The sequence below is a fragment of the Paludibacterium paludis genome, from assembly GCF_018802605.1.
Lineage (GTDB): Bacteria > Pseudomonadota > Gammaproteobacteria > Burkholderiales > Chromobacteriaceae > Paludibacterium > Paludibacterium paludis.
This window is the reverse complement of the sequence record NZ_CP069161.1, coordinates 570,515-596,020: the sequence shown is the minus strand read 5'-3', so window position 1 is coordinate 596,020 and position 25,506 is coordinate 570,515. Positions and strand designations below refer to the sequence as shown.

The 25,506-nt window shown below is 62.0% G+C and carries 21 protein-coding genes and 1 tRNA gene; 11 read left to right on the top strand and 11 right to left on the bottom strand.

The features are described 5' to 3' along the window. The first annotated feature begins 5 nt into the window (after nucleotides 1-5). Together JNO50_RS02765 and JNO50_RS02760 are read left to right on the top strand one after the other, a co-directional pair. Complete coding sequence (locus tag JNO50_RS02765) at nucleotides 6-548, top strand: YceI family protein (RefSeq protein WP_189536571.1); 543 nt, start codon at nucleotides 6-8, stop codon at nucleotides 546-548. Between the two features lie 33 nt (nucleotides 549-581). Continuing rightward, nucleotides 582-1,154, top strand: a complete 573-nt coding sequence (locus JNO50_RS02760) for a YceI family protein (RefSeq protein WP_189536569.1) — start codon at nucleotides 582-584, stop codon at nucleotides 1,152-1,154. Nucleotides 1,155-1,286: 132 nt separating this feature from the next. Here JNO50_RS02760 and JNO50_RS02755 read toward each other — a convergent pair whose 3' ends face one another. Then, nucleotides 1,287-2,159 carry a c-type cytochrome gene (locus JNO50_RS02755; protein WP_189536567.1) on the bottom strand — a complete coding sequence of 291 codons (873 nt, stop codon included), beginning with the start codon at nucleotides 2,157-2,159 and terminating at the stop codon, nucleotides 1,287-1,289. Here JNO50_RS02755 and JNO50_RS02750 point away from each other — a divergent pair. Further along, a tRNA-Arg gene (locus JNO50_RS02750) sits at nucleotides 2,156-2,232 on the top strand. The two genes, JNO50_RS02755 and JNO50_RS02750, sit on opposite strands and share 4 nt — an antisense overlap. Nucleotides 2,233-2,757: 525 nt before the next feature. Here JNO50_RS02750 and JNO50_RS02745 read toward each other — a convergent pair. Further along, on the bottom strand, nucleotides 2,758-3,615 hold the full coding sequence (locus JNO50_RS02745; protein WP_189536564.1) for an HDOD domain-containing protein: 858 nt from the start codon (nucleotides 3,613-3,615) through the stop codon (nucleotides 2,758-2,760). Nucleotides 3,616-3,617: 2 nt separating this feature from the next. Then, nucleotides 3,618-3,938 carry a hypothetical protein gene (locus JNO50_RS02740; RefSeq protein WP_189536562.1) on the bottom strand — a complete coding sequence of 107 codons (321 nt, stop codon included), beginning with the start codon at nucleotides 3,936-3,938 and terminating at the stop codon, nucleotides 3,618-3,620. Nucleotides 3,939-4,398: 460 nt separating this feature from the next. Between JNO50_RS02740 and JNO50_RS02735 the strand changes: the two genes are divergently transcribed. Together JNO50_RS02735 and JNO50_RS02730 are read left to right on the top strand one after the other, a co-directional pair. Continuing rightward, nucleotides 4,399-5,259: a helix-turn-helix domain-containing protein gene (locus JNO50_RS02735; RefSeq protein ID WP_189536560.1), complete on the top strand. Its 861-nt coding sequence runs from the start codon at nucleotides 4,399-4,401 to the stop codon at nucleotides 5,257-5,259. Nucleotides 5,260-5,326: 67 nt separating this feature from the next. Next, nucleotides 5,327-6,262 carry a 3'-5' exonuclease gene (locus JNO50_RS02730; RefSeq protein ID WP_189536558.1) on the top strand — a complete coding sequence of 312 codons (936 nt, stop codon included), beginning with the start codon at nucleotides 5,327-5,329 and terminating at the stop codon, nucleotides 6,260-6,262. 3 nt (nucleotides 6,263-6,265) lie between these two features. On the opposite strand, the gene JNO50_RS02725 is transcribed toward JNO50_RS02730, so the two are convergent. From JNO50_RS02725 to recC, 6 genes are all read right to left on the bottom strand, one after another. Beyond that, on the bottom strand, nucleotides 6,266-6,463 hold the full coding sequence (locus JNO50_RS02725) for a hypothetical protein (protein ID WP_189536556.1): 198 nt from the start codon (nucleotides 6,461-6,463) through the stop codon (nucleotides 6,266-6,268). Between the two features lie 280 nt (nucleotides 6,464-6,743). After that, nucleotides 6,744-7,622 carry an NUDIX hydrolase gene (locus JNO50_RS02720; protein ID WP_189536554.1) on the bottom strand — a complete coding sequence of 293 codons (879 nt, stop codon included), beginning with the start codon at nucleotides 7,620-7,622 and terminating at the stop codon, nucleotides 6,744-6,746. 111 nt (nucleotides 7,623-7,733) lie between these two features. Then, nucleotides 7,734-9,437, bottom strand: coding sequence for an exodeoxyribonuclease V subunit alpha (recD, locus tag JNO50_RS02715; protein ID WP_189536552.1), 1,704 nt, complete (start codon nucleotides 9,435-9,437; stop codon nucleotides 7,734-7,736). Nucleotides 9,438-9,440: 3 nt separating this feature from the next. Continuing rightward, on the bottom strand, nucleotides 9,441-10,925 hold the full coding sequence (gene pap, locus JNO50_RS02710) for a polyphosphate:AMP phosphotransferase (RefSeq protein WP_189536550.1): 1,485 nt from the start codon (nucleotides 10,923-10,925) through the stop codon (nucleotides 9,441-9,443). Nucleotides 10,926-10,934: 9 nt separating this feature from the next. Further along, nucleotides 10,935-14,510 (bottom strand): exodeoxyribonuclease V subunit beta, encoded by a 3,576-nt coding sequence (recB, locus tag JNO50_RS02705; RefSeq protein WP_189536548.1) that lies wholly within the window; start codon nucleotides 14,508-14,510, stop codon nucleotides 10,935-10,937. Continuing rightward, nucleotides 14,507-17,728, bottom strand: coding sequence for an exodeoxyribonuclease V subunit gamma (gene recC, locus JNO50_RS02700; RefSeq protein WP_189536546.1), 3,222 nt, complete (start codon nucleotides 17,726-17,728; stop codon nucleotides 14,507-14,509). Before recC ends, recB begins: the two co-directional genes overlap by 4 nt. Before the next feature lie 70 nt (nucleotides 17,729-17,798). Here recC and JNO50_RS02695 point away from each other — a divergent pair, with 70 nt between their 5' ends. From JNO50_RS02695 to ubiT, 4 genes are all read left to right on the top strand, one after another. Further along, nucleotides 17,799-18,179, top strand: a complete 381-nt coding sequence (locus JNO50_RS02695) for a SirB2 family protein (protein ID WP_189536544.1) — start codon at nucleotides 17,799-17,801, stop codon at nucleotides 18,177-18,179. 98 nt (nucleotides 18,180-18,277) lie between these two features. Then, nucleotides 18,278-19,294 (top strand): ubiquinone anaerobic biosynthesis protein UbiU, encoded by a 1,017-nt coding sequence (gene ubiU, locus JNO50_RS02690; protein ID WP_189536542.1) that lies wholly within the window; start codon nucleotides 18,278-18,280, stop codon nucleotides 19,292-19,294. 2 nt (nucleotides 19,295-19,296) lie between these two features. After that, entirely contained in the window at nucleotides 19,297-20,199 is a 903-nt protein-coding gene (locus JNO50_RS02685) for a U32 family peptidase (protein WP_189536540.1), read from the top strand. Further along, on the top strand, nucleotides 20,186-20,620 hold the full coding sequence (gene ubiT, locus JNO50_RS02680) for a ubiquinone anaerobic biosynthesis accessory factor UbiT (RefSeq protein WP_189536538.1): 435 nt from the start codon (nucleotides 20,186-20,188) through the stop codon (nucleotides 20,618-20,620). The genes JNO50_RS02685 and ubiT overlap by 14 nt, the downstream gene beginning before the upstream one ends. Nucleotides 20,621-20,672: 52 nt before the next feature. On the opposite strand, the gene JNO50_RS02675 is transcribed toward ubiT, so the two are convergent. Continuing rightward, complete coding sequence (locus JNO50_RS02675; protein WP_189536536.1) at nucleotides 20,673-21,650, bottom strand: LysR family transcriptional regulator; 978 nt, start codon at nucleotides 21,648-21,650, stop codon at nucleotides 20,673-20,675. A gap of 891 nt (nucleotides 21,651-22,541) precedes the next feature. Between JNO50_RS02675 and JNO50_RS02670 the strand changes: the two genes are divergently transcribed. Then, nucleotides 22,542-23,339, top strand: coding sequence for a helix-turn-helix transcriptional regulator (locus tag JNO50_RS02670; protein ID WP_189536534.1), 798 nt, complete (start codon nucleotides 22,542-22,544; stop codon nucleotides 23,337-23,339). Here JNO50_RS02670 and JNO50_RS02665 read toward each other — a convergent pair. After that, the gene (locus JNO50_RS02665; protein WP_189536532.1) at nucleotides 23,260-23,910 is read right to left on the bottom strand and encodes an acyl-homoserine-lactone synthase; all 651 of its coding nucleotides are present in this window, start codon (nucleotides 23,908-23,910) and stop codon (nucleotides 23,260-23,262) included. The genes JNO50_RS02670 and JNO50_RS02665 overlap by 80 nt on opposite strands. A 356-nt stretch (nucleotides 23,911-24,266) precedes the next feature. On the opposite strand from JNO50_RS02665, the gene JNO50_RS02660 reads away from it, so the two are divergent. Next, nucleotides 24,267-25,442, top strand: coding sequence for an NAD(P)H-dependent flavin oxidoreductase (locus JNO50_RS02660; protein WP_189536530.1), 1,176 nt, complete (start codon nucleotides 24,267-24,269; stop codon nucleotides 25,440-25,442). The last annotated feature ends 64 nt before the right edge of the window (nucleotides 25,443-25,506 follow it).

Genomic DNA, 25,506 nt, shown 5'->3' with positions numbered 1-25,506 from the left:
CCACGATGAAGCGTCTCATCCCCGCCCTGTTTTTGCTCGCCGGCGCGCCTCTTTCCGCCGCGCAGCCCGACCCGGCGCAAAGCCGCATCGGCTTCACGCTCAAGCAATTGAACGTGCCGCTGGACGGCAGTTTCCGCAAATTCGGCGGCACGGTCGCCTTCGACCCCAAAGCACCCCAGGCGGGCAAGGCCGACCTGACAATCGACACCACCAGCATCGCCTTGCCCACCCGCGACGCGGAAACGGAAGCCCGCAAGAAAGACTGGTTCAATGTGGCCCAGTACCCGACCGCCCGCTTTGTCAGCACAACCATCAAGCCACTGGGGGGCAACCGGTTTCAGGTCAGCGGCAAATTGACCCTGAAGGGCGTCACCCGCGATCTGTCTGCGCCGTTCACGATCCGTCAGGACGGCAAGTTGACGCATGTCGAGGGTTCGCTGCCGGTCAAGCGCACCCAGTTCAAGATCGGCGAAGGCGAATGGGCGGACACCGGCACGGTGGCCGATGAAGTCGTCATCAAATTCCATATCGCCTTCGCAGGTACGTAAGTCGCACATCGCTCAAACCATAAGGAAACCACCATGATCAAGCTGATTGCCGTTTCGTTGTCGACCCTCTCTCTGGCGGCCGCGGTCCAGGCCGCACCGGCCACTTATGCCGTCGACCCGAGCCATACCTACGCTCAATACACCGTCAATCACCTCGGGTTTTCCGAGCAGATCGGGCTGTTCGCCAAAGTCGGCGGCACCGTGACGCTGGACACCGAAGCCCGCGACGGCGCCGTCGACATCAAGATCGACGCGGCCTCCTTGCAAACCTTCTGGGCGGCACGGGACAAGCACTTGAAGGGGCCGGACTTTTTCAATGTCGAAAAGTATCCTTCCCTGACATTCACGTCCGACAAACTGGTGTTCGCCGGTGAAACACTCAGCGAGGTGCAAGGCAAGCTGACCTTGCTTGGCGTGACCCGTCCGGTGACGCTCAAGGTCACCCATTTCAAAGGCGGCAAGAACCCGATGAGCGGCATCGAAACCTACGGCGCCAATGCCGAGACGGTGATCCGACGTAGCGAGTTCGGCATGAAGACCTACGTTCCGGCCATCGCCGACGAGGTCAAGCTGAACATCGTCATCGAAGCCCAGCGAACCAAGTAAGTCGCACCGTTTTTCTGAAAATCCGCCGGTTTCGCTGTTCCGGCGGATTTTTCATGCACGCGTCAACGACCTGAAGGCAAAAAAAAACGCACCATCCAGCGGACGGTGCGTTTTTTCATTGAATCAAATCACTTATTTGGAATGATTCACCATGTAGTCGATGGCGGAACGGAATTCCTCGTCGCTACCGGTAAACCCGCCTTTGGGCGGCATCGCGTTCAGACCCTTGGTCGCGATCTTCTGGACTTCCTCCATACCGGCCTTGGTCCGCGCGGCCCACGCGGCCTTGTCGCCGAACTTCGGCGCGCCGGCGACACCGGCTCCATGGCAGCTCACGCACAGGCTTTCGTAAATCTTCTTGCCGTTCACTTCCGGATCGATCTTCGCGCCGGCCGCCGCGCCGCCAACCGCCGGTTCGGTAAACTTGCCACCCGCCGCATTGCCCATGTAAGCCACGGCACGCTTGATTTCATCGTCGGTCAGGTCGGTTGCGCCGCCCTTGGCAGGCATGGCGTTGAAACCGCCGAGCGCATGGGTCACAAGGGTATCGAAGCCCTTGGAAATACGCGCGCCCCACGCCGCGGCATCGCCGAATTTCGGGGAACCGGCCAAGCCCGTGCCGTGACAGGAAATACATACGGCGGTGTAGACCTGTTCTCCGGAACGCATTCCCGGAGGCGCATCGCTGGCAACGGATTGACCGACCGGCTTCAGGCGAGCCGCGACGGCTTCCTTGGTCATAACCTCGGCGTCTACATTGAAACCGCTGGTGGCCAACTTGGCCAGGAGGTAGATCGCCACGACAAGAAAGACAACGACGCCGACCAGGATCTTGATGATCTGGGAGGGAGTCATTACGTTCTCATTACTCATTCGAGCCTCGCCTGAAAAATAATGACAATTAAAATAGGGGTGATTATACGAGAAGCGTAACGCCAAGGCAAAAGCATGTACTAGACGCTCCGCGAAGCTTACGCTATTATCCGTGTCTGCATCGATTTGCACCCGTAGCTCAGTTGGATAGAGTGTCAGTTTCCGAAGCTGAAGGTCACAGGTTCGATCCCTGTCGGGTGCGCCACTTCCCTCTCTCGTGTTTTTCTGTAAATCAATCGCTTGCATTCCGTCACCGGTTCATAGGACCGGATTCAGACTCGCAACTCCCGTCACCCGGATGGACAGATTCCCGCCCGCCTCATAGCACTATACGCCACACAGGCGGAAATATTCAGTCCCTGCCCCTCCCACCCAAGGACACGGCAAGGCCGCCGAACCGCGAGCTCCTTCCGGGGTTCAGGTCATAACACTCTGGTCACTCGGCAAGATTGAGGCCGCGTTCGACTCGCCAAGGCCCGACAAGCAGAGAAGCCAGGGAACGTCTTAACATAAGGCGACGATGGAAAGGCTTGGGAGGTTCGCAGGTACGCACATCGGAATCACCGTCTTGTTTTGCGTACCGGGGTTGATGGCGTGGTTCGCTATACAACGATGACGGATGCGGCGGTCTTGAGCTCGGCACGGCCTGGCGGCGCCGCGCTACCCCGGGTGAGGCGATGCCCTGGCGGGCGGGGCCACACGGACGAATGGAATTGGAAACCTCGCGGGATCACGCCGCCAGAAGAATATCGCAGGCGGTACCGAAATGGGTTTCCACTTCGCCCAATACCGCCACCATCTGATCGCGGGGCAACTCGTAGCAACGCCACACCGCATCATCGATCCTCGGCACCCGTTCCTGCTCGTCCTCGCAGATGTCGAGCGCGTGCACCACGCAATCGGCCACGTGGACCAAGCCGGCCAGCCTGTTGGCTTCCAGACAATCGGGCGTATGATGGTAGGCGATCGCCCGTTGCAGGGTATCCGGAAAATTCCAGCTCCGGGCGAGCCACGCGCCGATCTGGGCGTGATCCGTTCCCAGCACTGTGTTCTCGGCCTGGAACGCTTCGCAATCCACGTGCTGCTGATAGGTGCAAACCGCGGAGAAATGTCCGGGAAACGCGCTTTGCAGGACCAAGCGGCCGATATCATGCAGCAGCCCGGCGGCAAAAGCGGCCGACTCATTGACGCGAAGCCGTCTGGCCAACGATTTGGTGCAAATCGCCACGGCTCCGCTGTGCTGCCAGAAGCGCCTCATGGCCACAGGCGCGCCCCCTGCCCGGTTGAAAACGTTGGCCAACGCCATACTCATCGCCAATGTCCTCACATTGCCCAGCCCCAGCACGGTGATTGCATCGGGAATGGTGCCGATCCTGCCTTGCAAACCATAGAAGGAGGAGTTGGCAATGCGCAGAAGACTTCCTGTCAGGACAGGATCCTGGCCGATCATCTCGGCCACCTCGCCCGTATCGGGTTCACCGTCGATGTGCTGAAGCAGCTCCATGGCAAGCGCCGGCAGGGATGGCAACCTGCCGATCCCTTCCGCCACTCTCTCGGGGGACAGCGTGAACTCTTCGGCGAGCCCCATGTTCACCTCTCCTGCCTGAGCCGGTAATCGCACAGCAACCGGAGAAGCTTGCGGGCGGAAGGCCCCTCGCCGGCACAGCGGAACAGATGCTGCATGCGCCGCTCCATGACGTGCCAGCGCAGCGCACGCTCGCGGCAGATCAGAACCGGTTCCGCACGAATGCGCAGCGAACTCACCCCGACCCGCTTCAGGCAGGCGAGAGCCGCTTCGTGCAGCACACAGCCCGAAGGCAGCAGCACTCGCCCCTCCGGGCCGGTGACATCTGCCTCAAGCCAGGCCCCGGGGGCTACTTCGCCAATCGGCACCTCCCTGATCCCGGACATCACAGCCCCTCCATCATGAAAACCGGCATTCGACGACGAAATGCGGCGGCACAGGCCCCTCCCGGGTCCTGGGTCGGCGCGATTCGGGATACACGATGTCAAGAGTAGCCAGCACCAAAATGACAGGCACCTGTCCTTGAAGACAGGTGGGCGGAAACGGATGAGTAGCATTCAAACGTATGAAATGCTTACGGTATAACAGGCTGATCCGAAGCCCACGCAAAGCGCTCCACCGCGGTGCCGCGGTTGACCAAGCGTGGCAATCGTCCGGAGAACCGGACGCGTTCGCCGCAATGCATACATATGCGGTTTAATTTTGATAAATAATGTCGTAAAAATGAGACCGTCAGAGATAAAATATATACTTTCAACATATTTAATCTTGATTAATTACGCATTAACATTTTACCTTTTTATCGATTAACTCTCCCATACCGATCAAAAATCATCAGGATTTTGCGTGGACAGCAGGGTCAGTGAAAGCATCCGGATCATCGAGCACGAGATCTACCGCCTCCCTCAGGAGGCGTTCTCCTCTGTCAGATTGCAGGGCAAGCTCGCCAGCCGCCTGAAGCTTCCTCCCGGGCAATTCGAAACACTGTTCCGCTCGGAGTCGGGCCACTCGATCAAGGCGTATATCCGGAAAACGGTCATCGAAGCCGCCGCCGTGCATTTGTCACGCACCCGGGTTTCGCTGGAAGGCCTCTCCCGGCGCCTGGGTTTTGCCAGCCAGCAATCCTTCACGCGCGCATTCACCCGTCACTACGGCCTGTCGCCCCATCGTTTCCGGCAAAAACATTCCAACACCCTGGCTTGGCCCATTTGGCTGACACGCCCGCCGGTCGGACAGCACGAAGACGCCTGTTGGCCCGAACAGACCCTGTGGGCCAGACAGTACCAGGGCGATTGGGACGAGCGGGCGACTTTCTGGCGTGACTTCGCAGCATCCTGCCGGCAAGCCGGCCTGCCCTGTTCGCCGTGCTTCGGCGTCATGTACGACGATCCGGGCTTCACCGCCCAGAACCGGCTCCGCTATCTGTGCGCCATCCAGGCGCCGTCGAGGGAGCTGCCACCACCGCAGTGGCTGGTCATCTCCATTCCTGGCGGCGCCATGGCGACTCAATCGCTGTCGGTTTCCCTGCCCCAGATGCCGGGACTCTACGCTTGGCTGCTCGGCGCGAAATCTCCGGCCAGCATGGATCCTGAGCGCACGGGCTTCACCATCGAATGTTTCGATGCGCCTCCGGAAAACTGGGAGTCCCGCGTCTGCAGGCTAAAAATAGCCTATCCGGTCAAGCCGTCCGGACAGCCTGCGGCATGATTGCCGCCGGACAGGCGAAGGGAGTCGTGGTAACGTGGCGATTCGTGAGTTTTTTCTTCAGACAGTCATGACTCTTTCCGACGCCCTCGATGTGGTCCGCGCCAGTCCGGACTTCCGCCTCCTAACACGCATACCCGAAACGCTCGCGCGCCCGGCGCCCGACGACGGTCCGACCGGCTTCGCGCTGATCGCCGATACCGAAACGACCGGCATGGACCGCCAGCGGGACAAAGTCATCGAAATCGGTCTCTTGCTGGTGCGCTATCACAAGGCCAGCGGCCTGCTGCTGGAGGCGGTCGACTCCTACAGCGCGCTCGAGGATCCGGGCGAACCGCTCAACGATATCGTGAAAACCGTCACCGGTCTGAGCGACGAACACCTGGCTGGCCAGCATATCGATGACGCACGAGTCATGAAAATCGCCGAAAAAGCCGATCTGGTCATCGCCCACAACGCCTCCTTCGACCGGCCATTCATGGAACGGCGCTGGCCCGTGTTCAAGGACAAGGCCTTCGCCTGCTCGATCAATGAAATCGACTGGATGGCCGCCGGTTACGCAAGCGCCAAGCTGGAAATGCTGGCTCTCAAATCCGGCGTATTCTATGACAGCCACCGCGCGCTGAACGACTGCTGGGCCCTGCTGTACATTCTCGCACTGGACATCGGCGGGCCGGGAAACAGCGCCTTCCGCCAACTCTTGGAACAGGCGCGCCAACCGTCCTGGCTCATTTCCATTCAGGTGCGCTTCGACGACAAGGACAGGCTCAAGGCCATCGGCGGGTTTCAGTGGATGGACGGCGGCACGCCCCCGTTCCCCGCGAAGAGCTGGCTGCGGCGTTGCCGCGACGGGGCGGAAAGGGACGAAGTGCTGGAACGGATCCGGAACGAGGTGTTCCGTGGAGACGCATTCGACTGCCAGGTCGGACGGGTGACGGCAATGCGGCGCTATTCACTCGACCAGAGCGGCCTGTCGCTCACCCCCTTGCGCTGCGGCGGAGAGTGACGCTCACTGCTGGCCGATTTCCTCGATCTTTTCGGTTTTACGGGTGCGCAAATCGATGATGCGGTGAATCTCGATGCGCACCTTGCCGTGGTGGAAAAGCAGCATTTTCTGGGCCGCCTTGCGGGCTTCCTCGCGGGTGGGGTGCATCGGCCCCCGGTCGTCGACACCAAAAATATTGGAAAACAGCTTCAACCTGTACATTCCCTCTTCCTCGCCAGCGCACGGCCTGACCGTGCCCTTCGAACGACGCACCGCGCGCGAATAGAATTCTGGATGTGTGGGTTCATTATACCCGGCGCCACGCCAGCGCACGGCAATGCGAAAGGAAAAAAAACGGACGGCAGGAAACAGACCGGCTGGGGGACCGGTCTGTCGGGGTGAAGAGCTGGGAAGCTGCTGCCGCGACCGGGAGGAAGCCACCCCCGGCGCACGGCATGAGCCCACATTCTAATCAAGCGCAACGCGCCCGCCTTGACCAGGGTCAAACCCCCGCCCGCGCCCGGGCGCCACGCGCCGCCTCCGAGCGGAGAAACGCCAGGATCCGCCCGCTCTCCTCTCCCCAGAACCCGAGCCGGGCAAGGCAGTCGCAGGCGACCAGCGCGGCATCGATCATGAAACGCTCGCCGATCAGCAAACATTCGACCTCCTCCAGAGAGAGGAGCTGATGCTCGGCCACTTCGCCGTCCTGATTACAGGGAATATCGCCTTCGGGCAGCCATACGTCGAACACATGCAGCCATTCCCGGTGCAAGCCGCGCGCCACCGGACGTTCGGCGAGCAGCAACGACTGGCGGGTCAATCCTTCCAGCCTTCCGGCGGGGATACCCGCCTCTTCCCAGGATTCGCGCTCAAGCGCGAGGCCAATGCTTTCGCCCGACGCCACGCCTCCGCCTACCATATTGTCCATGCGGTTAGGATCCACCGCCTTGTGCGGACTGCGGCGGCCCACCCACATTCGCACTTCGCCGCCGGGCAGGCGGCACAGGCCGTTCACGTGCACGGCCTGACTGGTCAGGCCAAGAGGCCGGAACGCGGCGCGTTCCAGCTCGAATACCGGCTCGCCATTCTGACGCATCGCCGTGAACCGTTCGTTGCGCCAGCCATTGAGCCAGCCTTCGTCGCGCCACCCCTCCGCTTCCGCCTGCAAACGGCCGCTGATCTGCTCGTACGAAACGCCCGCCCGGCAGGCAAGACCATCGCGCGTTTCGACGAACAACCCGGCTCCCGTTGCCAGCAACCGTTCACGCCACTGAGCGTTGACGCACCCCATGCGTTCGCCGCCGATAAAAAGCGGAATGAAAGAATCGGGGTCATAGCGGGCCACCTTGCCCAGGTAGCCCAGCACGTCTTCCACCAGCATTGCATTCCTCCGACATACAGTCCTGGAAAAGACGCATATTACGGGGTTTGCCGGGGGAAACGCCACCGGACAGTTCCGAAACGCGCGCATCCATCGGCAATCCGGCCACACTTACCCGCGCAGGCGTTCGGCGAGGGCCGAGTCGCGCCACGTCCGTACCGACACGCCGGCAAGCCATACCGGCGCGCCGCCATGCACCCGGAACGACTCTCTGGCCCGGGTAATCGCGGTATAAATCAGGGCGCGATCCAAAGAGGGGGTGGGGGTGTCGGGCAACGCCAGCCAGACGTCCCCGTACTCCGACCCCTGGCTCTTGTGCACCGTCATCGCATACACCGTCTGATGCGCCGGCAAACGTCCCGGCGCGATTTCACGCCAACCGCCGGAAGCGTCGGGAAACAACACCCTCAAACCATCGCTCCGCTCCACGGTAAAGCCGATATCGCCATTGAAAAGCTGAATACCGTAGTCGTTCTCGGTCACCATGACCGGCCGGCCGGCATAGCCGTCGCGCCCGGCCGGCTTGACACCCTCCTGCTCGAGGAGTCGCTCGATACCCTGGTTGACCGCCTCGATCTGACGACGCTCGGCCGCCAGCAGCATGAAGGACTGGAAAGCGCGCTGAATCGCCGCGGGATCGGAGCCGCGCCGGGCTTCGGCCAGATAATCCCGGCGCTTGTCGTACGCGGCGAAGATCAGATCGGAGCCGCACCAACCGATGTCCCCGGAGGCGGGATCATCGAGCGCCGCGAGCGCGCCTTGCGCATCGCCGGCATTCACCCGCCGGGCCAATTCGCCGATGCCTCCGCCAGCGGCAAAGCGGTGACTGTGAGTCAGCAGCATCACGCAATCGGCGAGAGGACCATCGCCGACCGCCAGATCGTCGGGCAAGGGGCCGGCCACCTCGGCGAGCCAGGCGAGGGTTTCCTCGCGAAATTCGATCCTGCCGCAAAGATCGCCCAGCACCGCCCCGGCGTCCACCGATGACAATTGATCGCGATCGCCGAGCAGAATCAGCCGGCACCCCGATGGCAGCGCCTCGACCGTGCGCGCCATCAGGCTCTGATCGATCATCGATGCCTCGTCCACCACCAGGACATCCAGGGGCAAAGGGTTGCCGGCGTGATGACGGGCCCTGGCCTCCCCCGGCCTCACGCCGAGCAGCCGGTGCAGCGTGGATGCCGTGCGCGGCAGTTGCCGGCGCGTATCCTCATCCAGCGGCATCTTGGCGATCGAGGCATTCACCGATTCGGCCAGCCGCGCCGCCGCCTTCCCGGTCGGCGCGGCCATCGCCATCGACAACGGGCGGCCAGGCAGGCCCGCCAGCAAGGCCAGCAGCCGGACCACCGTTGTCGTCTTGCCGGTTCCCGGCCCTCCGCTGATCACCATCAGCCGCCGTCTGGCCGCCAGCGCCGCCGCCAGTTTCTGGCGATCGGGCACACGCTCTTCGCCGGGAAACAACCCGGCCAGCGCCGTTGCCAGCGCCTCGTCATCGACCCCGACCGTGACGCGCGCCATGGCGCCAAGGCGCTCGGCAAGCAAGGTCTCGTCGTGCCAGTGCCGGGCGAAGTACAGCCGCCCCGCCTCGTCCAGCACCAACGGAGCGTACTGCCCGGGACGGCCGGTCAGCGGCGAGCAGGCCAGGCGGGCCCGATCGCGCGGACCGGTCAGCGGCAAGCAGACATGTCCGGCCGAATTCGCATCGAGAAGGCGCCCGACAACCCCCGCCGCCTCCTCGTCCCAGAAGGGATCCAGCCGGGCGAACAGCGCGTTAAGCTGCGCCGCCAGGCTATCATTGCCGTCGGCCCTGTCCACGCGTCAATCCTCCAGGCGCTTTTCGATCGCCTCGCACACGGTGCGCAACACCTTGATGCGGGCAAAATACTTGTTGTTCGCCTCGACCAGGGTCCAGGGCGCCTTGCTGGTGCTGGTACGGTCGACCATGTCGCTGACCGCAAGGCGGTACTGATCCCATTTGTCGCGGTTGCGCCAGTCCTCATCGGTGATCTTGAAGCGCTTGAAGCCGGTCTCCTCGCGCAGCTTGAAACGCGCCAGCTGTTCTTCCTTGCTGATGGCCAGCCAGAACTTCACCACGATGGCTCCGTTGTCGATCAGCTGGTGCTCGAAATCATTGATTTCGTAATAGGCGCGCATCCAGTCCGGCTCCTGGGCGAAACCCTCGACACGCTCGACCAGCACCCGGCCGTACCAGGAGCGGTCGAACACGGTAATACCACCCTTGCCCGGCACATTGCGCCAGAAGCGCCACAGCCAGGGTTTGGCGCGCTCCTCCTCGGTCGGCGCGGCGACAGGCACCACCCGGTAACTGCGCGCATCCAGCGCCTGGGTGATGCGGCGAATGCTGCCGCCCTTGCCGGCCGCGTCGTTGCCCTCGAACACCAGAACCAGCGAATGGTCCCGGAAGCGCTCGTCGCGCGTCAGCCGGTAAAGCCGGCCCTGCAAATGATCGAGCTCGTGCTGGTAGCTGACCTTGTCCATCGATTGATCGAGCGTCAGGGCATCCAGCACCAGCTTGTCGTCGATCGGGGCCAGCAGCGGCGGCGCATCGATGTTTCCCGCCTGAGGCTTCGCGCCGGAGAGGCGGTTGCGCACGGCATTGAGAATGGTGTTGGCCACCGTGAGATTGCGGTAATTCGCGTCCTCCCCGTCCACCACCACCCATGGCGCGTCCGCCGTGTTCGTCAGACGCATCGCGTGTTCGGCATATTTGCGGATGGGATTGTAAAGATCGTAGTGACGCCAGTCGGTTTCGGTCACGCGCCAACTGGTGGCGGGATCCTTCTCCAGGGTTTTCAGGCGCTTTTTCTGTTTCTCGCGCGACAAGTGGAACCAGAACTTGATCACCAGCGCGCCATCCTGGGTCAGCATGCGCTCGAAACGCAGAATATCGAACAACTTGCGGTCAAGCGCATCGGTATCGATCTCGTCGTAGACCCGCGCGAACAGCGGGTCCGAATAGTACGATCCGAAAAACATGCCGATCCGGCCATTTTCCGGGAGCGCGTTCCAGTAACGCCACATCCATGGCCGCGCCCGCGCCTCGTCGTTGGGGGTGGAGAACGCTTCGGTGCGGATCAGTCGCGGATCAAGCCATTCATTGATCAGGTTCATGGTTTCGCCGCGTCCGGCGCCATCAAAACCGTGGATCAGGATCAGCACGGGAAAATCCGCTTTCTCTTTCAGGTCGTATTGCAGGTCCAGCAGCGCCTCGCGCAATTTCGGCACTTGCTCGCGGAACGAGTCCTTGTCGATGCGGTGACCGATTTCAGCCGATTCAAACATGATGCGTCCTCAGGAAACAGTGAACAGAGAGTCGAGCGCGTCAAGAAGGCGGGACGAAGGCCTGTCGCGCCAGACGCCGTTGCCTTCCGGATTCAAACCGCGCAAATACAGATAACGGACACCGCCGAACCGTTCGGCGAAGACGATGCCCCGCGCGGCGAAATACCGCTTGAGCGCCACGCAATAAATCAGGTATTGCAAATAATAATGCTCCCGGGCAATCGATTCGGCGAGCCCCGCCTCACCATAATCGGCCTCCTCGTATCCCAGATGGTTGGACTTGTAGTCGACGAGGTAAATCCGGCCGTCAAGCTCGAAGACCAGATCCATGAAGCCTTTGAGAAAACCCCGTACCGTCGGCGTCTCGAGTGTGGCCGCCGCCGCGCGCAGGGGGGGCGCGAGCCCCATGGCGGGGTCGGTCAGCACACCACGCAGCATGCGGATATCGAGACGGCCGACCGGCAGAAGAAACTCCATTTCCACCAGACGCCGGGCGTTCTGCACGCGCGACAGCGTCACTCCGTCGTCAAGCGGCACCTCCAGTGTCCGTTTGACCATATCGAACGCCGCATCGCGCCACATGTCGCCGATCCCGAAACGCGCCAGAACCTCGTGCGTGGCATCACGCAACGGCTCATCGGGCCAGGTAAAGTCGATCGACTCGAAAATGGCGTGCAAGCAGGTTCCGGGTCGCGCCCCGCGCGGAAAACCGAACCGGTCGGGCGCCAGCGCCTCGTCGGAGGCCCACTCGCCACGGTCATGGTCGGGCCGCTCCGCCACATGCGTCGCGACCGCACCGTGGGCGGCGTGAGTCAGCGACGTGAAGCTGGCGACCCACCATGGCGTACGCAGATCGCGCGCCAAAGCCCGGGCGGCGAACGTGCCGGTCTCCCGCGCCAGGGACGGGCCGTCGATCCGCCCTTCTCCGGCATCAATCCGCCGCCGCTCCAGGGGCCTCGCCGCGATGAACGCGTCCAGATCGGCAAGCATGGCGCCAGGATCCGGCTTGAGCGCCTCCAGATCCGCCAGCGACGCCGCGTCCTTGCCATGCCAAAGCCAGGTCAGCGCGGCGGTCTGCATTTTCTGGACCCAGCCCCAGCCGACATACTGGCGAAACTGCGCACGCGTCAGCGCCACATACAGCAGGCGCAATTTTTCCGCGAGCATCTCGCTGCGCGCCATCAGCCGCTGCGTGTCGTCGGCCAGGGTGTCGGGCATCAGCCATGTTCCGCCCTCCTCCTGAAAACGCCAGAAGGCGGTATCGCGCCGTTCCAGCGCGCCGTCCCACAGGAAGGGGCAGAACACCACGGGATACTGCAAGCCCTTGGAGGTATGGATCGTCACGATCTTGACGAGCGATGCGTCGCTCTCCAGCCGAAGGATGGCCTCCTCGCCGCCCGGCGGTTCGGCCACGCGCGACTCGAACCAGGTCATCAGCGGCACCAGCCCGCGCCGCGTCCCGCTTTCTTTTTGCAGCAGTTCGGCCAGGTGCGAGAAGTTGGTCAGGCTCCGCTCGCCGCCGGGCGTTGGCAACAGCCGTTCGGCGGTCTTTTCCCGCGCGAGAAAAGCGTGCCAGGCTGTCATGAATCCTTTTTCCAGCCAGCGCTGGTGATCTTCCTGATTGAGCCTGAGGCGTGTATCCCAGGCGGTCTCGTCATCGACCTGAGCCAGCAGTTCGCCGGCATCCAGCCCCATCAGTCGGGTAACAAGGGCCACGCGCAGCAGGCGGTCGCTCGCCGGTTCGGCCCAGGCACGCAGCAGAGCCAGCATTTCCGTCGCCTCGGCGGTGGAGAACACGCTCTCCTGGGTCAGCGCGACACTGTGAACCCCTCGCTCGCGCAGCGCTTCGCGGATGCGCTCGCCCTGACGGTGCGTCGCCACCAAGACCGCGATATCGCCGCCGCCGAGCGCCCTGGATGTCTCCCCTTCAAGGCGCGCCCGCCCCTGGGCGGCGAGTCCGAGCAACCGGGCGATTTCGTTGGCGCAACTTTCGGCCGCCCGCCGCGATGCCTCTTCCTTGCTCATCGGCTTACCGTTTTCCGGGACGCCCAGCCACTGCGCCACGAATGCCGGCCGGTCATCCTCGACCGCCAGACGCACCCCGCCCGAGGGATCGGCCTTGACCCGCTGGTAATGAATACGATCAAGCAAAAACGGCTGCGGACGGGCGAACAGATCGTTGACCGCGTCGACCAGGGGGGACAGCGAACGGCGGTTGGTGTCCAGAGAATACGGCGGCGCCGTCACATCCTCGCGCGCGTTCAGATAGGCGAAGATATCCGCACCTCGGAAACTGTAAATCGCCTGCTTGGGATCGCCGACCAGGAACACCGGACCGCGCCGCGGCGCGATGAAACATTTCCGGAAAATCCCGTACTGAACGGGATCGGTATCCTGGAATTCGTCGATCAGCGCGACGCGGAAGGTATCGCCGACCCGGCGGGCGAGCGCCTCGCCCGCCTCCGGGTCATCCAGCGCCCGGGAAAGCCCCGTCAACAAATCGTCGAAACTGCGGCTGCGCTCTTCCCTGCGCCGTTCGAGCAACGCGGCGTCAACCCAATCGATCAGGGCGAGACGCAACGCGGTCAACCGCAACTGAACCGCATCGCGGTAGGCGAGGCACGCCGCCATCCACGCGCCGATCTTGCCGAACAGCGGGTGCTCCGGTGCGGTGAATCCTTTTTTCATCGCCGCGGCGAGACCGTCCGGGGCGAGCCGGGAAAACCGCAGCACCGCCTCGTCGACCACCGGACGCACCCCGGTATCGACCATCGCGCACAATTGCCGGCGGTAGCGTTCGATCTGCGCGGCGCCCAGAATGTTGGCCTTGAACCCTTCGGTGCGCGCCAGCAGCGCGAACCCGTCCCCAACGCATCCTGCATCGCCGACAAGCTCGTTCCAGGAGGAGGCGACAGACTCGGCCAGCGGGGCAAGATCGTTTTCCGCGACATGGGGTTTGTGCAGATAGGGGCGGGCGAGCCAGGGGCGGATATCGTTCAACCACAGCTCGGGGGTTTCTCCCCGTTCGGCCACAACGCCGGCCAGCACCGGATCGGTCACCACACGTTCGCGCCAGTAATCCTCGACAATGGCGAGCAACTCGTCGGAATCATCTTCCAGGGATTCGCAATGGAATGGCTGTCCCGATTCGAATGCCGCATCCGTCAAGACCCGCTGGCAGAATCCGTGAATCGTGTAGATGGCGGCCGCGTCGAATCCGCGCAACGCATGGGTCAGACGCATGACCGCCCGTTCCCGGGCCTCCGGCTCGGCAAAACGATCGGCCAACGCGTTCAGGAAGGGATCCGTCCCGGGGTGCCCCTGAAACACCAGAAGCAACTCTTCCAGCCGCCGGCGCAGACGATCCCGCAATTCGGCCGTCGCGGCGCGCGTATAGGTCACGACCAGAATGGCGTCCACCAGCGGCGGCGCGCAGCCGTCCGTCTCCTCCAGCAGCAGCCGGCAATACAGCGATGCGATCGTCCAGGTTTTACCGGTCCCGGCGGACGCTTCGATCAGATTGACGCCGCGCAACGGACAATCCAGAACGTCCAGCGGCACGAACTCGACCGGTTCGTGACTCATGATGCCTCTCCTTCGCCATCATCGAGACGCGCCTTCCACATTGGCACCAGCAAGCACCGCGACAACCCGGCGAACAGGGGATCCTCAAGTGGCTCCCGCCCCCGGAAAACCAGGGCGACCGCCGCGTCGTCCTTCTGCGCGCGCTTGGCGTCGAACATCGGCTCCCATTCTCCGCGCGCGGCGATCAGCGCCGTCGCATCATCGCCACCTTCGGCAAGATCGCGCGCATGCGCAAGACTGGTGCGCGGGAACAGCGGCAAGGGAAGCACCTGCCCTTCGCGCCACAAGCGCAGCCATTCATCCAAGTGTTCGGCGGCATTGGACACCGGTCCCCAGCGATACGCCGTCGTCTCGTCGTAGAGCGCGGAAAACAGCGCGACACCGGCCGGCGCGGCGTCGCACACAATCAGGTGACGCAGCCAGGCCTCGATGATTTCACCGGCGAAAGCCTTGCGCGGCACCACCGACAGGAGTCCGGAAGGACGCAAGCCGTACAATTCCCCGACCAGGGCCGGTACGCCATGACGGGCGGCCCGGTGCACCATGACAGGGGGCAGCACCGCTTCGGCCAATGTCTTCGGCAAGCGCGCGGCGAGCGTGCGGCCGGCATCGTTTTCCCGGTCGAGCCATGCGTTGCCAAGGGCCGCCGGCGGCAGCCAGCCCGCGCCGCGGATCTTGTCGCGTGCCGGCCTGACAGGCCGCCCCTCCACCATGGCGTCGAGCAACGTTTCGCGAATGCGCAGCCGACCATCGCGATCCAGCGCGAACGGCTCGCTGGCGGGCGGGGCAACCGCCTGGGCCGACAGCCGTATTCCCAGCCGGTCCGCCAGCCATGCCCGGCAGGGCATGCGCCAGAAACGCAGCAAATCGTTGAGCCGGACACTGTCGGCATCCGCGGGTTCGGGCAAGGGCGCGGAAAAGGGCGCTTCGTCACGGGGTGGCAAGGCCAGGGCTCTGGCATAGCGGACATCGAAGCTCGCCAGACGCGGGTCGCGGCCGTCATAGGCCAATCCGGAAAACGGTTGCAGCGGGTGGCGCACGACAATGCGCGACTCGAAGGCGCGGCGCCCATCCGGCGACACCGCGCCGCACATGCGCGCGGCCACGTCGCTCAACTCGGCGATCAGCGGCGAAGGGGGCAGTGTCTCGCCGCTGCGGGAAGACAGTCCGACATAGGACAGATACAAAATGTCGCGCGCGGACATCAGCGCCTCGAGAAACAGATAGCGGTCGTCGAAACGGCGTGAGCGATCGCCACGCGCGGGGTGGCGCGCCACCAGATCGAAACTGACGGGGCGCTCGTCGCGCGGATACGCGCCATCGTTCATGCCGATCAGGCAGATCACCCGGAAGGGAATGGAGCGCATTGGCACCATCGCGCAGAAGGTTACCCCCCCCGACAGAAACCCGCTTTGCGACGCCACCGACAGCCGCCGCGCCAGCGCGTCGCGCACCACCGCGAGCGGCAGGGATTCGGTAAATCCCGCCAGCCGGGTTTCTTCCACCAGGCCGGCAAGGGCCTCGCGCAAGGTGTCGAGCGCCGCTTCCTCCTCGCCGGATGGTGCCAGCACCGCGTCGGCCAGGTGATTGAGGCGCGCCTGCCAGTCCTCGGCGCAGCACGGCTCCCCAAAGCGCTCGGCCATCGAAAACAGAACGTCAAGACAATCGGCGAAGCGCGCCAGCAGAGCATGGAGCGAGCCCGCCGCCGCGCCATCGGGCAGCAGGCCGCCGAACAGGGGCGAGCGGTCGCCTGCCAGCGACTCGGGGAGCACGCCGCCAAGGAGCAGACGGTCAAGCCCCCAGCGCCAGGTATGAATGGGGTCGGCCGGCAGGCCAAGCTCGCGCTTGTGTCCGGCGTCCCGTCCCCAGCGGATGCCGCTTTCCCTGACCCAATCGTGGATGAAGGGCACATCGTCGGCGCCAAGGCCGAAACGGCGCAGCACCGCGGGACACTCGAGCAGAGCGAGCACATCCGGCGCGCCAAAGCGCGAGTCCGCCAGTTCGAGCAACGCAAGGAACGCCGCCAGCAGCGGCTCCTCGCGCTCGACCCGGCGGTCGGCGATGCTGTAGGACAGATTGGGGGCATCCTCGCGCGCCCCGAAAACAGCGTCGATGTAGGGCGCGGCGGCATTGATATCCGGGGTGAGCACGGCGATATCGGCCGGTGTCAGGGTCGGATCGTCGGCGAGAAATCCCAAGAGCGCATCCTTGAGGATTTCCATTTCGCGCATCGCGCCGTGGGCCACGTGGATTTCGATGGAACGGTCGCCTTCCGCCAAAGGCCGGACATCCGCTTCCGGCGCCGTCAGAGTGCGGATGCCTCGCTGCAGCCGGCCAAGCAGTGTGTCGGGCTCCCCGACGGCATCGAGCCAATGGAACTCGGGCAACTCTTCGACGATCTGATCGAAAAAATCCCTGCCTTGCTTGCCAAGCGAGGCCAGCAGTGGGTGGCCCTCGTCCTCCTCCGACAGCACGCGGCCCTTGCGCATCGCGCTGCGCGGATCCGCAAGATCGCCCCAATAGGCTTCGCAGGGATTCAGAAGAAAAACGCACACGTCGGTCACTTCCGCGAGACGCTTGATCAGGGCCAGATACATCGGCGCCAGGCTGGAGATGCCGAACAGCGTGATGCGCTCGGGCAGCGCGACGCCACCCAGCGCAGGCAGGAACTCATCGAGCATGCGCACCCGGTGTCGGTCTGGCGCGGCCTCTGCCAGTCTCCGCCACAATTCGGCCTGCCAGGGTTCGTCCTCCCCAAGATCCAGCCGTTTCCCACGCTCCCAGGCGCGGATCCAGTCGGGCCGGAACACCAGGTATTGATCGAACACGTCGGCAATCTTTCCGGCCAGCTCGAAACAGGCGGTCCGGCCAAGACCGGCGTAGCGGACCAGCGGCGCGAAAACCGGGTCGTCAAGCGTCGGCAACAGCGCCATCAGACGCCAGGTGAGCACGTCCGGAGAGAACGGCGACAGCCGGGGCTGATCGGGCAGAGTCAGTTGCACAAGTCGCCAGGAATAGGCCGCAGGCAAAATATATTCGAGATTGGCGGCGACACCATTTTTTGTCGCCAATGTCATCGACAACCAACGCCCCATGCCACGGCTTTGCACGAGCACGGTTTCGGATTGAAAGGGGTTGGACAGCGGCACGGCGCGGGTCATCGCGCAAAACAGATCGCCCAGTTGCTCCAGACGATTGGATTGATACAAATGCAGCATGGTTTCCGTGCCCCCGTTCCCGACAGGATCACAGTGTATCATTGACCCTTATTTCTCCCGAGATCCGCGCATGACATCTTATATTCTCATCAAGCACGCCCACATGAGCGCGGCGGCCCTGTCCATTCTGCTGTTCACCCTGCGCGGCGTCCTGCTGCTAAGACACGACGGGGTCGTACTGCCGCGCTGGCTGCGCATCGCCCCCCACATCAACGATACTGTGCTGCTCGGCTGCGCGGTCGCCATGCTCGTCATTCTCGGCGTGAATCCGCTCGACGTTTCCTGGATCGCCGCGAAAATCGGACTGCTCATCCTGTACATCGGGCTTGGCACGCTGGCCATCAAACCGCGTCTGCCGCTCCTGCAGCGTCGCCTGGCGTTCGCCGCCGCGCTGCTTACCGTGCTGTTCATCGTGCGTATCGCCGTCACGCGCTCCCCCCTGCCTTTCTGACAACAGTACAGTTCCGCCCCTGCCTTTGATCGCGGACAAAGGCAAGGCAGGACCTCTCTGCTAACGTGAGGCGTTTCTCTCCACCTTAGTGAAACGTCATGACAGATACCTCCCACCTGCCCGAGCTGGTCTGCCCGGCCGGCAGCCTGCCGGCGCTCAAGGCCGCGATCGACCATGGCGCCGACACGGTGTATCTGGGTCTGCGCAACAATACCAACGCGCGCAATTTCGCCGGTCTGAATTTCGATGACAAAGCGGCCCGAGAAGGTATCCGCTACGCTCACCAGAAAGGCCGCAAAATCCTGCTGGCCATCAATACCTTTGCCCAGGGCGAAGGCATCGGGCACTGGCGCAGCGCGGTGGACGAGGCGGCCGATCTGGGCGTGGACGCCGTGATCGTCGCCGATCTGGGTCTGATGGAATACGCCGCCAGTCGGCACCCCCAACTGCGCCTGCACATGTCGGTGCAAGGATCGGCCACCAATCACCATGCCATCAACCTTGCCCGCGACCTGTTCGGCATCCGCCGCGCCGTGCTGCCGCGCGTGCTGACACTCGATCAAGTGCGCAGCGTGATCGAGAAAACCGACGTGGAAATCGAGGTGTTCGGATTTGGCAGCCTGTGCGTCATGGTGGAAGGACGTTGCCTGCTGTCCTCCTATGCCACCGGTGAATCGCCCAATACCCATGGCGCCTGCTCACCCGCGCGCTTTGTGCGCTGGGAGCAGGGCTCCGACGCGCTCAAGGCTCGCTTGAACGGCATTCTGATCGACCAGTTCGTCAAGGATGAAGCGGCCGGTTACCCGACTCTGTGCAAGGGGCGCTTCAAAGTCGCGGATGAAACGTATTACGCACTGGAAGAACCCACCAGCCTGAACGTCATGACCATGCTGCCCGATTTGATCGACATCGGCGTGGCGGCCATCAAGGTGGAAGGCCGCCAGCGCAGCCCCGCCTATGTCGCGCAGGTGACCCGCGCGCTGCGCGAGGCGATCGACGCCGCCGGCCGGGAAAAACACCGGTTCACCGTGCGCGCCGGCTGGCAGCAGGCCTTGAACAATGTCTCGGAAGGTCGCCAGGATACCCTTGGCGCTTACCACCGACCCTGGAAGTGATGATGACACCGACTCAAACCAAACTGTCGCTCGGGCCTTTGCTGTTCCTGTGGCCCCGCGATACCGTGATGCATTTTTACGCCGAAGCGGCCGAGCTGCCGGTGGACACCCTCTACCTAGGCGAAAGTGTCTGCTCTCGCCGCCAGCAACTGCGCACCCGAGACTGGATCGATCTGGCGCGCGATCTGGCCGGTACCGGGAAGGAGATTCTGTTGTCTAGCCAAACGCTGATGGAGAGCGACTCGGACATGAAGCGCCTGAACCAGCTGGCAGATAATGGCGATATCCGGCTTGAAGCCAACGACCTGGGCGCGGTCGATCTGATGCGCGAGAGGGGCCTGCCGTTCGTCGCCGGCCCGCACTTGAACATTTATAACGGCGACACCCTGGCGCTGATGAAACGCCTGGGCGCTTTCCGCTGGATTCCTCCGGTCGAAATGTCCCGCGCCATGCTCGAAGCCGTGCTCGCGGCCGGCGTCCAGATCGAAACCGAACTGTTCGCCTGGGGCCGCTTGCCGCTGGCCTTCTCGGCGCGCTGCTTCACCGCACGGCACTACAATCTCGACAAAGACAGCTGCGAGTTCCGCTGCATAGACCACCCGGACGGCATGTTGCTCGAAACACGCGAAAGCGAGTCGTTTCTTGCCATCAATGGTATCCAGACCTTGTCGGCCGGATGCCATTCGGTGCTCGACGACATCGTCAAAGGGCAGGTTCCCCGGGTCGACAGATTGCGCATCAGCCCCCAGTCGGAAGGCACCGGCGACGTGGTACGGGCGTTCCGGGCGGCACTCGATGGCGAAACACCCGTGACACCCGCTGCCCCCGGCCCGCTGGTCAACGGTTACTGGCACGGTCAACCCGGCATTGCCGGTCAAAAGGAGGCGTTGCATGCCCATTCCTGAATTCACACTGCCGTCGTCCCTGTCAAAACTGGTCGGCATCCTGCCGCCGACCCCGCCGTCCTGGCTCTTGGCGCAAAGCCTCAACCTTCTCTACAAGCGGGGGGTGTTGCCGGCCGACATGGCTCTGCTGGAGGGGCGAACCTTCGACGTGCACGTTCGCGACGCCGGGCTGCATCTTTTTTTCTGTGTGGAAAATGGCGTATTCCGGACGGAACGGGCACAGCGGGAGGCCGACCTGACGCTGTCGGCCAACCTTGCGGACTTCATGCGGATGATGCTGCGGGAAGAGGACCCCGACACCCTGTTTTTCAACCGCCGCCTAGGCATCGAGGGCGATACGGAGCTCGGACTGGTGGTCAAGAACCTGCTCGACAGCGTCGACTGGAGCCAGACCCCGCTGTCGCGTTTCATGGCGGTGTGAACCTGCCGGGAAGACACCTCTTCCCGGCAAGCAGGAGCGGCGGAGGAAAAGGTCAGGCTCCGGTCTCGTCGAGCCTTTCCTGATGTGCCTTGCGCTTGGCCGAGAAATCGAGCCCCGGCAGTTCGGCGACGATGTCGGGGTGATCCGCCAGCTTTTCCACCAGGAAATCCACAAACACCCGGGTACGCGGCGCGATGTGGTCGCGGTGAGGGAAACAGATATAGATGGAACGCTCGAGCGAGACCATGTCGGTCATCACCGCCTCGAGCTCACCCGCACGGATATAGGGCATCACCTCATGCCCCGGCAACTGCGCGATGCCCAGCCCAAGCCGGGCGATTTCGCACACGGCTTCCATCTCGTTGAGGGTATAGGTGCCCTGCACTTCGACCGGCACGCGTTCGCCGTTCCGGTCGAATTCCCATTTGTAGAGCCGGCCCGAGGTGGGGAACTGGAAGTTGATGCAATCCTGCTCGGACAGGTCTTCGACCTTGGTCGGGCGGCCATGGGCGGCCAGATAGGCAGGGGACGCGACCACATACAGCGGAATGTAGGCCAGGTGTCTTGCCACCATTCGCGAGTCCGGCATCATGCCTATCCGAACCCCGACATCATAACCGTCTTCGATCAGATCGCTGAAATGGTCGTCCAGGCCGAAGAACACCTTGATTTTCGGATAGCGCTCGCAAAACTCTCCCATCAGGGGCAGGATGAAACGCCGCCCGAAGGAGTTGGGCATGCTCACGCGCAGATGCCCGGCCGGCTCGTCCCGGCTTGCCTTGAGCTGGCTGATCGCGGTGTCCAGGTTGTTCACCGGTCCGCGGCATTGCGCATAGAAACGCCGTCCGTCCTCGGTCAGGGTCAGTTGGCGCGTGGTACGGTTGAACAGCCGGACCTCCAGTTCCTGCTCCAGACGCGCGATGCTCTGGCTGATGGCCGCTGGCGACACACCCAGCTTGCGAGCCGCATCGGAGAAGCTTCCATTTTCTGCAGTGGTCATAAAGACCATGAGCGCTTTCAGGGTATCCATCGCAGTGAAATTCCTAATCTGCCGTCCGGGTACGGTTCGCAAGGCAGCCAGCCGAACGCAACCGATGGCATTTATTAAAGATATTGTTAAAAAAGGTTACACCATATCTCGCGAATTTTGAAGATTTTCTGTCAACCTTTTCTGTCTTTTCCATCATCTGCCGACGCGACACGACCCGGACCCGGCAACAGGCCTGCAGCTCTCCTCGCGCTATTGCCAACAACTTCAACCATCTCTTGTTAGCAATCACTGAATAGTATGCGTCATTGTTATTTAAAATGCCACATGAATTGATCAACAACCCTCTTCGCAGCATCATTTATACAACATGTCATTTAAATGCCATCCCGCCACCGGAGGTGCCTCCCCCGGCGGCGGATAAATCCGGACGCGCGCTGACGGGAATATGCGACATGTTGGAGGGGGAATTTCCTTAACTGGCTGAAAAGACATGCAATCTTCACAGTAACAGGCTATACAGATACCACCGGAACTGTCTGCGCTGCGCACGTCGATGGGACCATGCCGGGCAAACCGCCCTACCGGCCAACCCGGAATCCCCTCGTCGGCCGATCACAGTCGATCCGGTCGAGTCGTCGATACGGCCTGTTCGACGGCAGTGGGCATCACCATCAGAAAAATACACTTCCGCCACACCGCGCAAACAGAATGTCGGCCTTAACGCCGGCACTGAATAATCGGATCGCTTCAAAACCAGTCAAAATAATAACAATGCAATATAATTTACAAATATAATATCGTACACACGGAAAATAATGCATTAATTCTCTTGTATAAAATAGGCTGACCTTTATTACAGTAAAAAGTGGGGCTGAATCGGGATAGTGTCTGCTATCATTTTCGGAACACAACAATAACAAGGGAACGACCATGCCAACAGAGAAAGCCATCATGAACCGGCAAATGCCAAAAGGACTGGCGCCAGAACGGCTTTACACCCTGCTCGAATGGGTCCACCGAGTGGGGCAAGTCGAATGCGAAAAGACGCTCAAGCACTACCTGGATTACCTGCAGCAGCAAATCCCGGTCGAGCATATGTGTCTGGTTGTCGGACGTATCAATCAACAAAGGATGATGCAAAGACTGGATAAAGTCGTGGAGATTACTTATCCACATAATTGGATAGAGCATTATATCCACGAAAATTACGCTAGCTGCGATCCGGTTCTGCTAACGCCATTAAGCCCGAATCCGCTGTTGTGGCAGGAGCGTTTTTCCCAGGTAAATACCAATCAGGAAAAACGGTTTATTGCCGAAGCCACTTCGGTCGGTCTGGGAGATGGCATCACCTGCAGCGCCTTTTCCCAGAAGCACAATCTTGCCTGCCTGATTTCTCTCGCCGGCAAGGACGTGAGCATGGACCGGCAATTGGTGGAGATGGTCAACACGCTCGTCCCCCATCTCCACCAGGCGGTGATTCGTACCACCATTCCCGCCACGGTCAACCAGCCGGGCATCGTGCTGTCGCACCGCGAACACGATATCTTCCACTGGATGAGCCACGGAAAAACCAACTGGGAAATTGCCACCATCCTAGACATCAGCGAAAGGACAGTGAAATTTCATGTAGCCAACATTATTCGCAAGCTCAATGCGAATAATCGTACGCACGCGATCGTTCTTGGGTTGCAGCTGGGAATACAGCCGCCTCTCGCAGCCAATGAATGAAATCCGGACTGGCCGACGGCCAGTCCATGTACCCCGCCTGGGAGAGCACGCCGCCATCCAGTTTCTTTGCTTCGCCGATCGCCACCGTCGGAAAACCGAGCCGGGTCAAATGTCGGAAGAACGGGGGCTCGACGACGAAATACAGCCACTTCACATCATGAAGTCTCGACCATTCGTAGAGCGACAGGTAGAGCAGGCGGCTAGCGCTCCCCATACCCCCGTTCAGACATCGGCTCGCCACGGCGAAGCGCGTCACCTCGCCGGCATGCCGGCCCTTGCGCAAGGCGAACCCACCCGGTAGCAGCCGTGCGAATTCCTTTTCGATCATGAACGGATAATGGCCTTCCGTATATCTGACAGAACCCACCACCTCATTGCCATCGATGACCGCCAGATTATGCGAAAACGCATCGTACTCGTCCTTGTCGAGACCGTCGGCGGACAGCTCAACCCATTTGAGTTTTTCCCGGAAAATTTCGTGGCGAAAGCGCAGTAACTCGGTTTGACGCCGCCCTCCCCTGATGGTCTCCAGACGCAATCCTTCCTGACTGCTCAAGGACAGAAAAGCCATACCATGCCCCTATCGGTTAGTTGATCAACACCCGATACTCTATGGGTTCATTGGCTAACCCGAATCTGACCTTTCTGACAGTAAGTTCCCTCTGCGGGGAATAAAACGCTGGTCAATACTCTAATATGTAGAAATGTATATCTATTACATATAAAAAATACTTATAAAAACCCGATGATTTCATAATGTCACGGCAATATTTGTAAAACAACTGTAATTACATACAGGTCACCCCTATTCCCGCGCCATTTCAGACCGGTATCTTGCCGGCATTTCGCCCGGCCGTTTGATCCAGATCAAATGCCAGCCGCTGTCAAGCGCGCATAGTTAGTGTTTTTACTCGACCGGATCACGCCATGCTTCACCACTTCAACCCGCTGGTTATCAAGGGTCATGAACTCCTGCCCATCGTCCAGGGCGGCATGGGCGTCGGCATTTCGGCCAAGAGTCTGGCCGGCAGCGTGGCTCTCGAAGGAGGGGTCGGTACGATCGCCAGCGTCGACCTGCGGCATCTGCACGAGGATCTGGTCGCCGAATCGGCGAAAGCCGGCGGACAGGAAGATCTGGACCGGCTCAACCTCATCGCGCTGGATCGCGAAATCAAGGGCGCTTTGCGCAATGCGCAGGGCCGTGGCATGGTCGCCGTGAATGTAATGAAAGCCGTGGATGCGCACCCGGCGCTGGTACGCCAAGCCTGCGAATCGGGCGCGCAGGGAATCGTGATGGGAGCGGGACTGCCCCTGGATCTGCCGGAAATGGCCAGAGATTTTCCTGAGGTGGCGCTCATTCCGATCCTGTCCGAGTCGCGCGGTATCCACATCGTTTTGAAACGCTGGATGAAAAAACAGCGTCTGCCCGATGCGATCGTGATCGAACACCCGCGACATGCCGGCGGCCATCTGGGCGCGGCGAGCATCGGCGAGATCGGGGACGAGCGCTTCAATTTCCGCCGGGTACTGAACGAAACCTTCGAGGTATTCAAGCAATTGGGCCTGGAAAGCGAGCGTATTCCGCTGGTCGTTGCCGGCGGCATCAATACTTTCCAGAAAGTCCGCACCTGCCTGCAGGAATTCGGCGCCTCGGCGGTGCAGATCGGCACGGCCTTCGCCGTGACTCGCGAAGGCGACGCCCACGACAATTTCAAGCGCACCCTGGCCGGCGCCCGTCCTGAAGACATCGTGGAGTTCATGAGCGTGGCCGGCCTGCCCGCGCGCGGAGTCATGACGCCATGGCTCAAGTCCTACCTGAAGCGCGAAGACAAGCTGCAGGCCAACGCCAAGGCCGACCCGCGCCGGTGCACCCAGGGCCTCAATTGCCTGAGCGTGTGCGGACTGCGTGACGGACTCGGCAAAATCGGCCAGTTCTGCATCGATCTGAAACTCTCCGCCGCCTTCCGCGGGGAAGTGACCAAGGGACTGTTTTTCCGGGGAGCCGAGCCGTTGCCTTTCGGCGACTCCATTCGCAGCGTGCGCGAAACCATCCATTATTTCATGACGGGTGAAACACCGTCCGACCTGCGGATCCCGGGTTAAACCGCCAATGGCGGAGAGACACGCTTCTCTCCGCCTTTTCGCTGGATCCAGATCAAACCTTGAG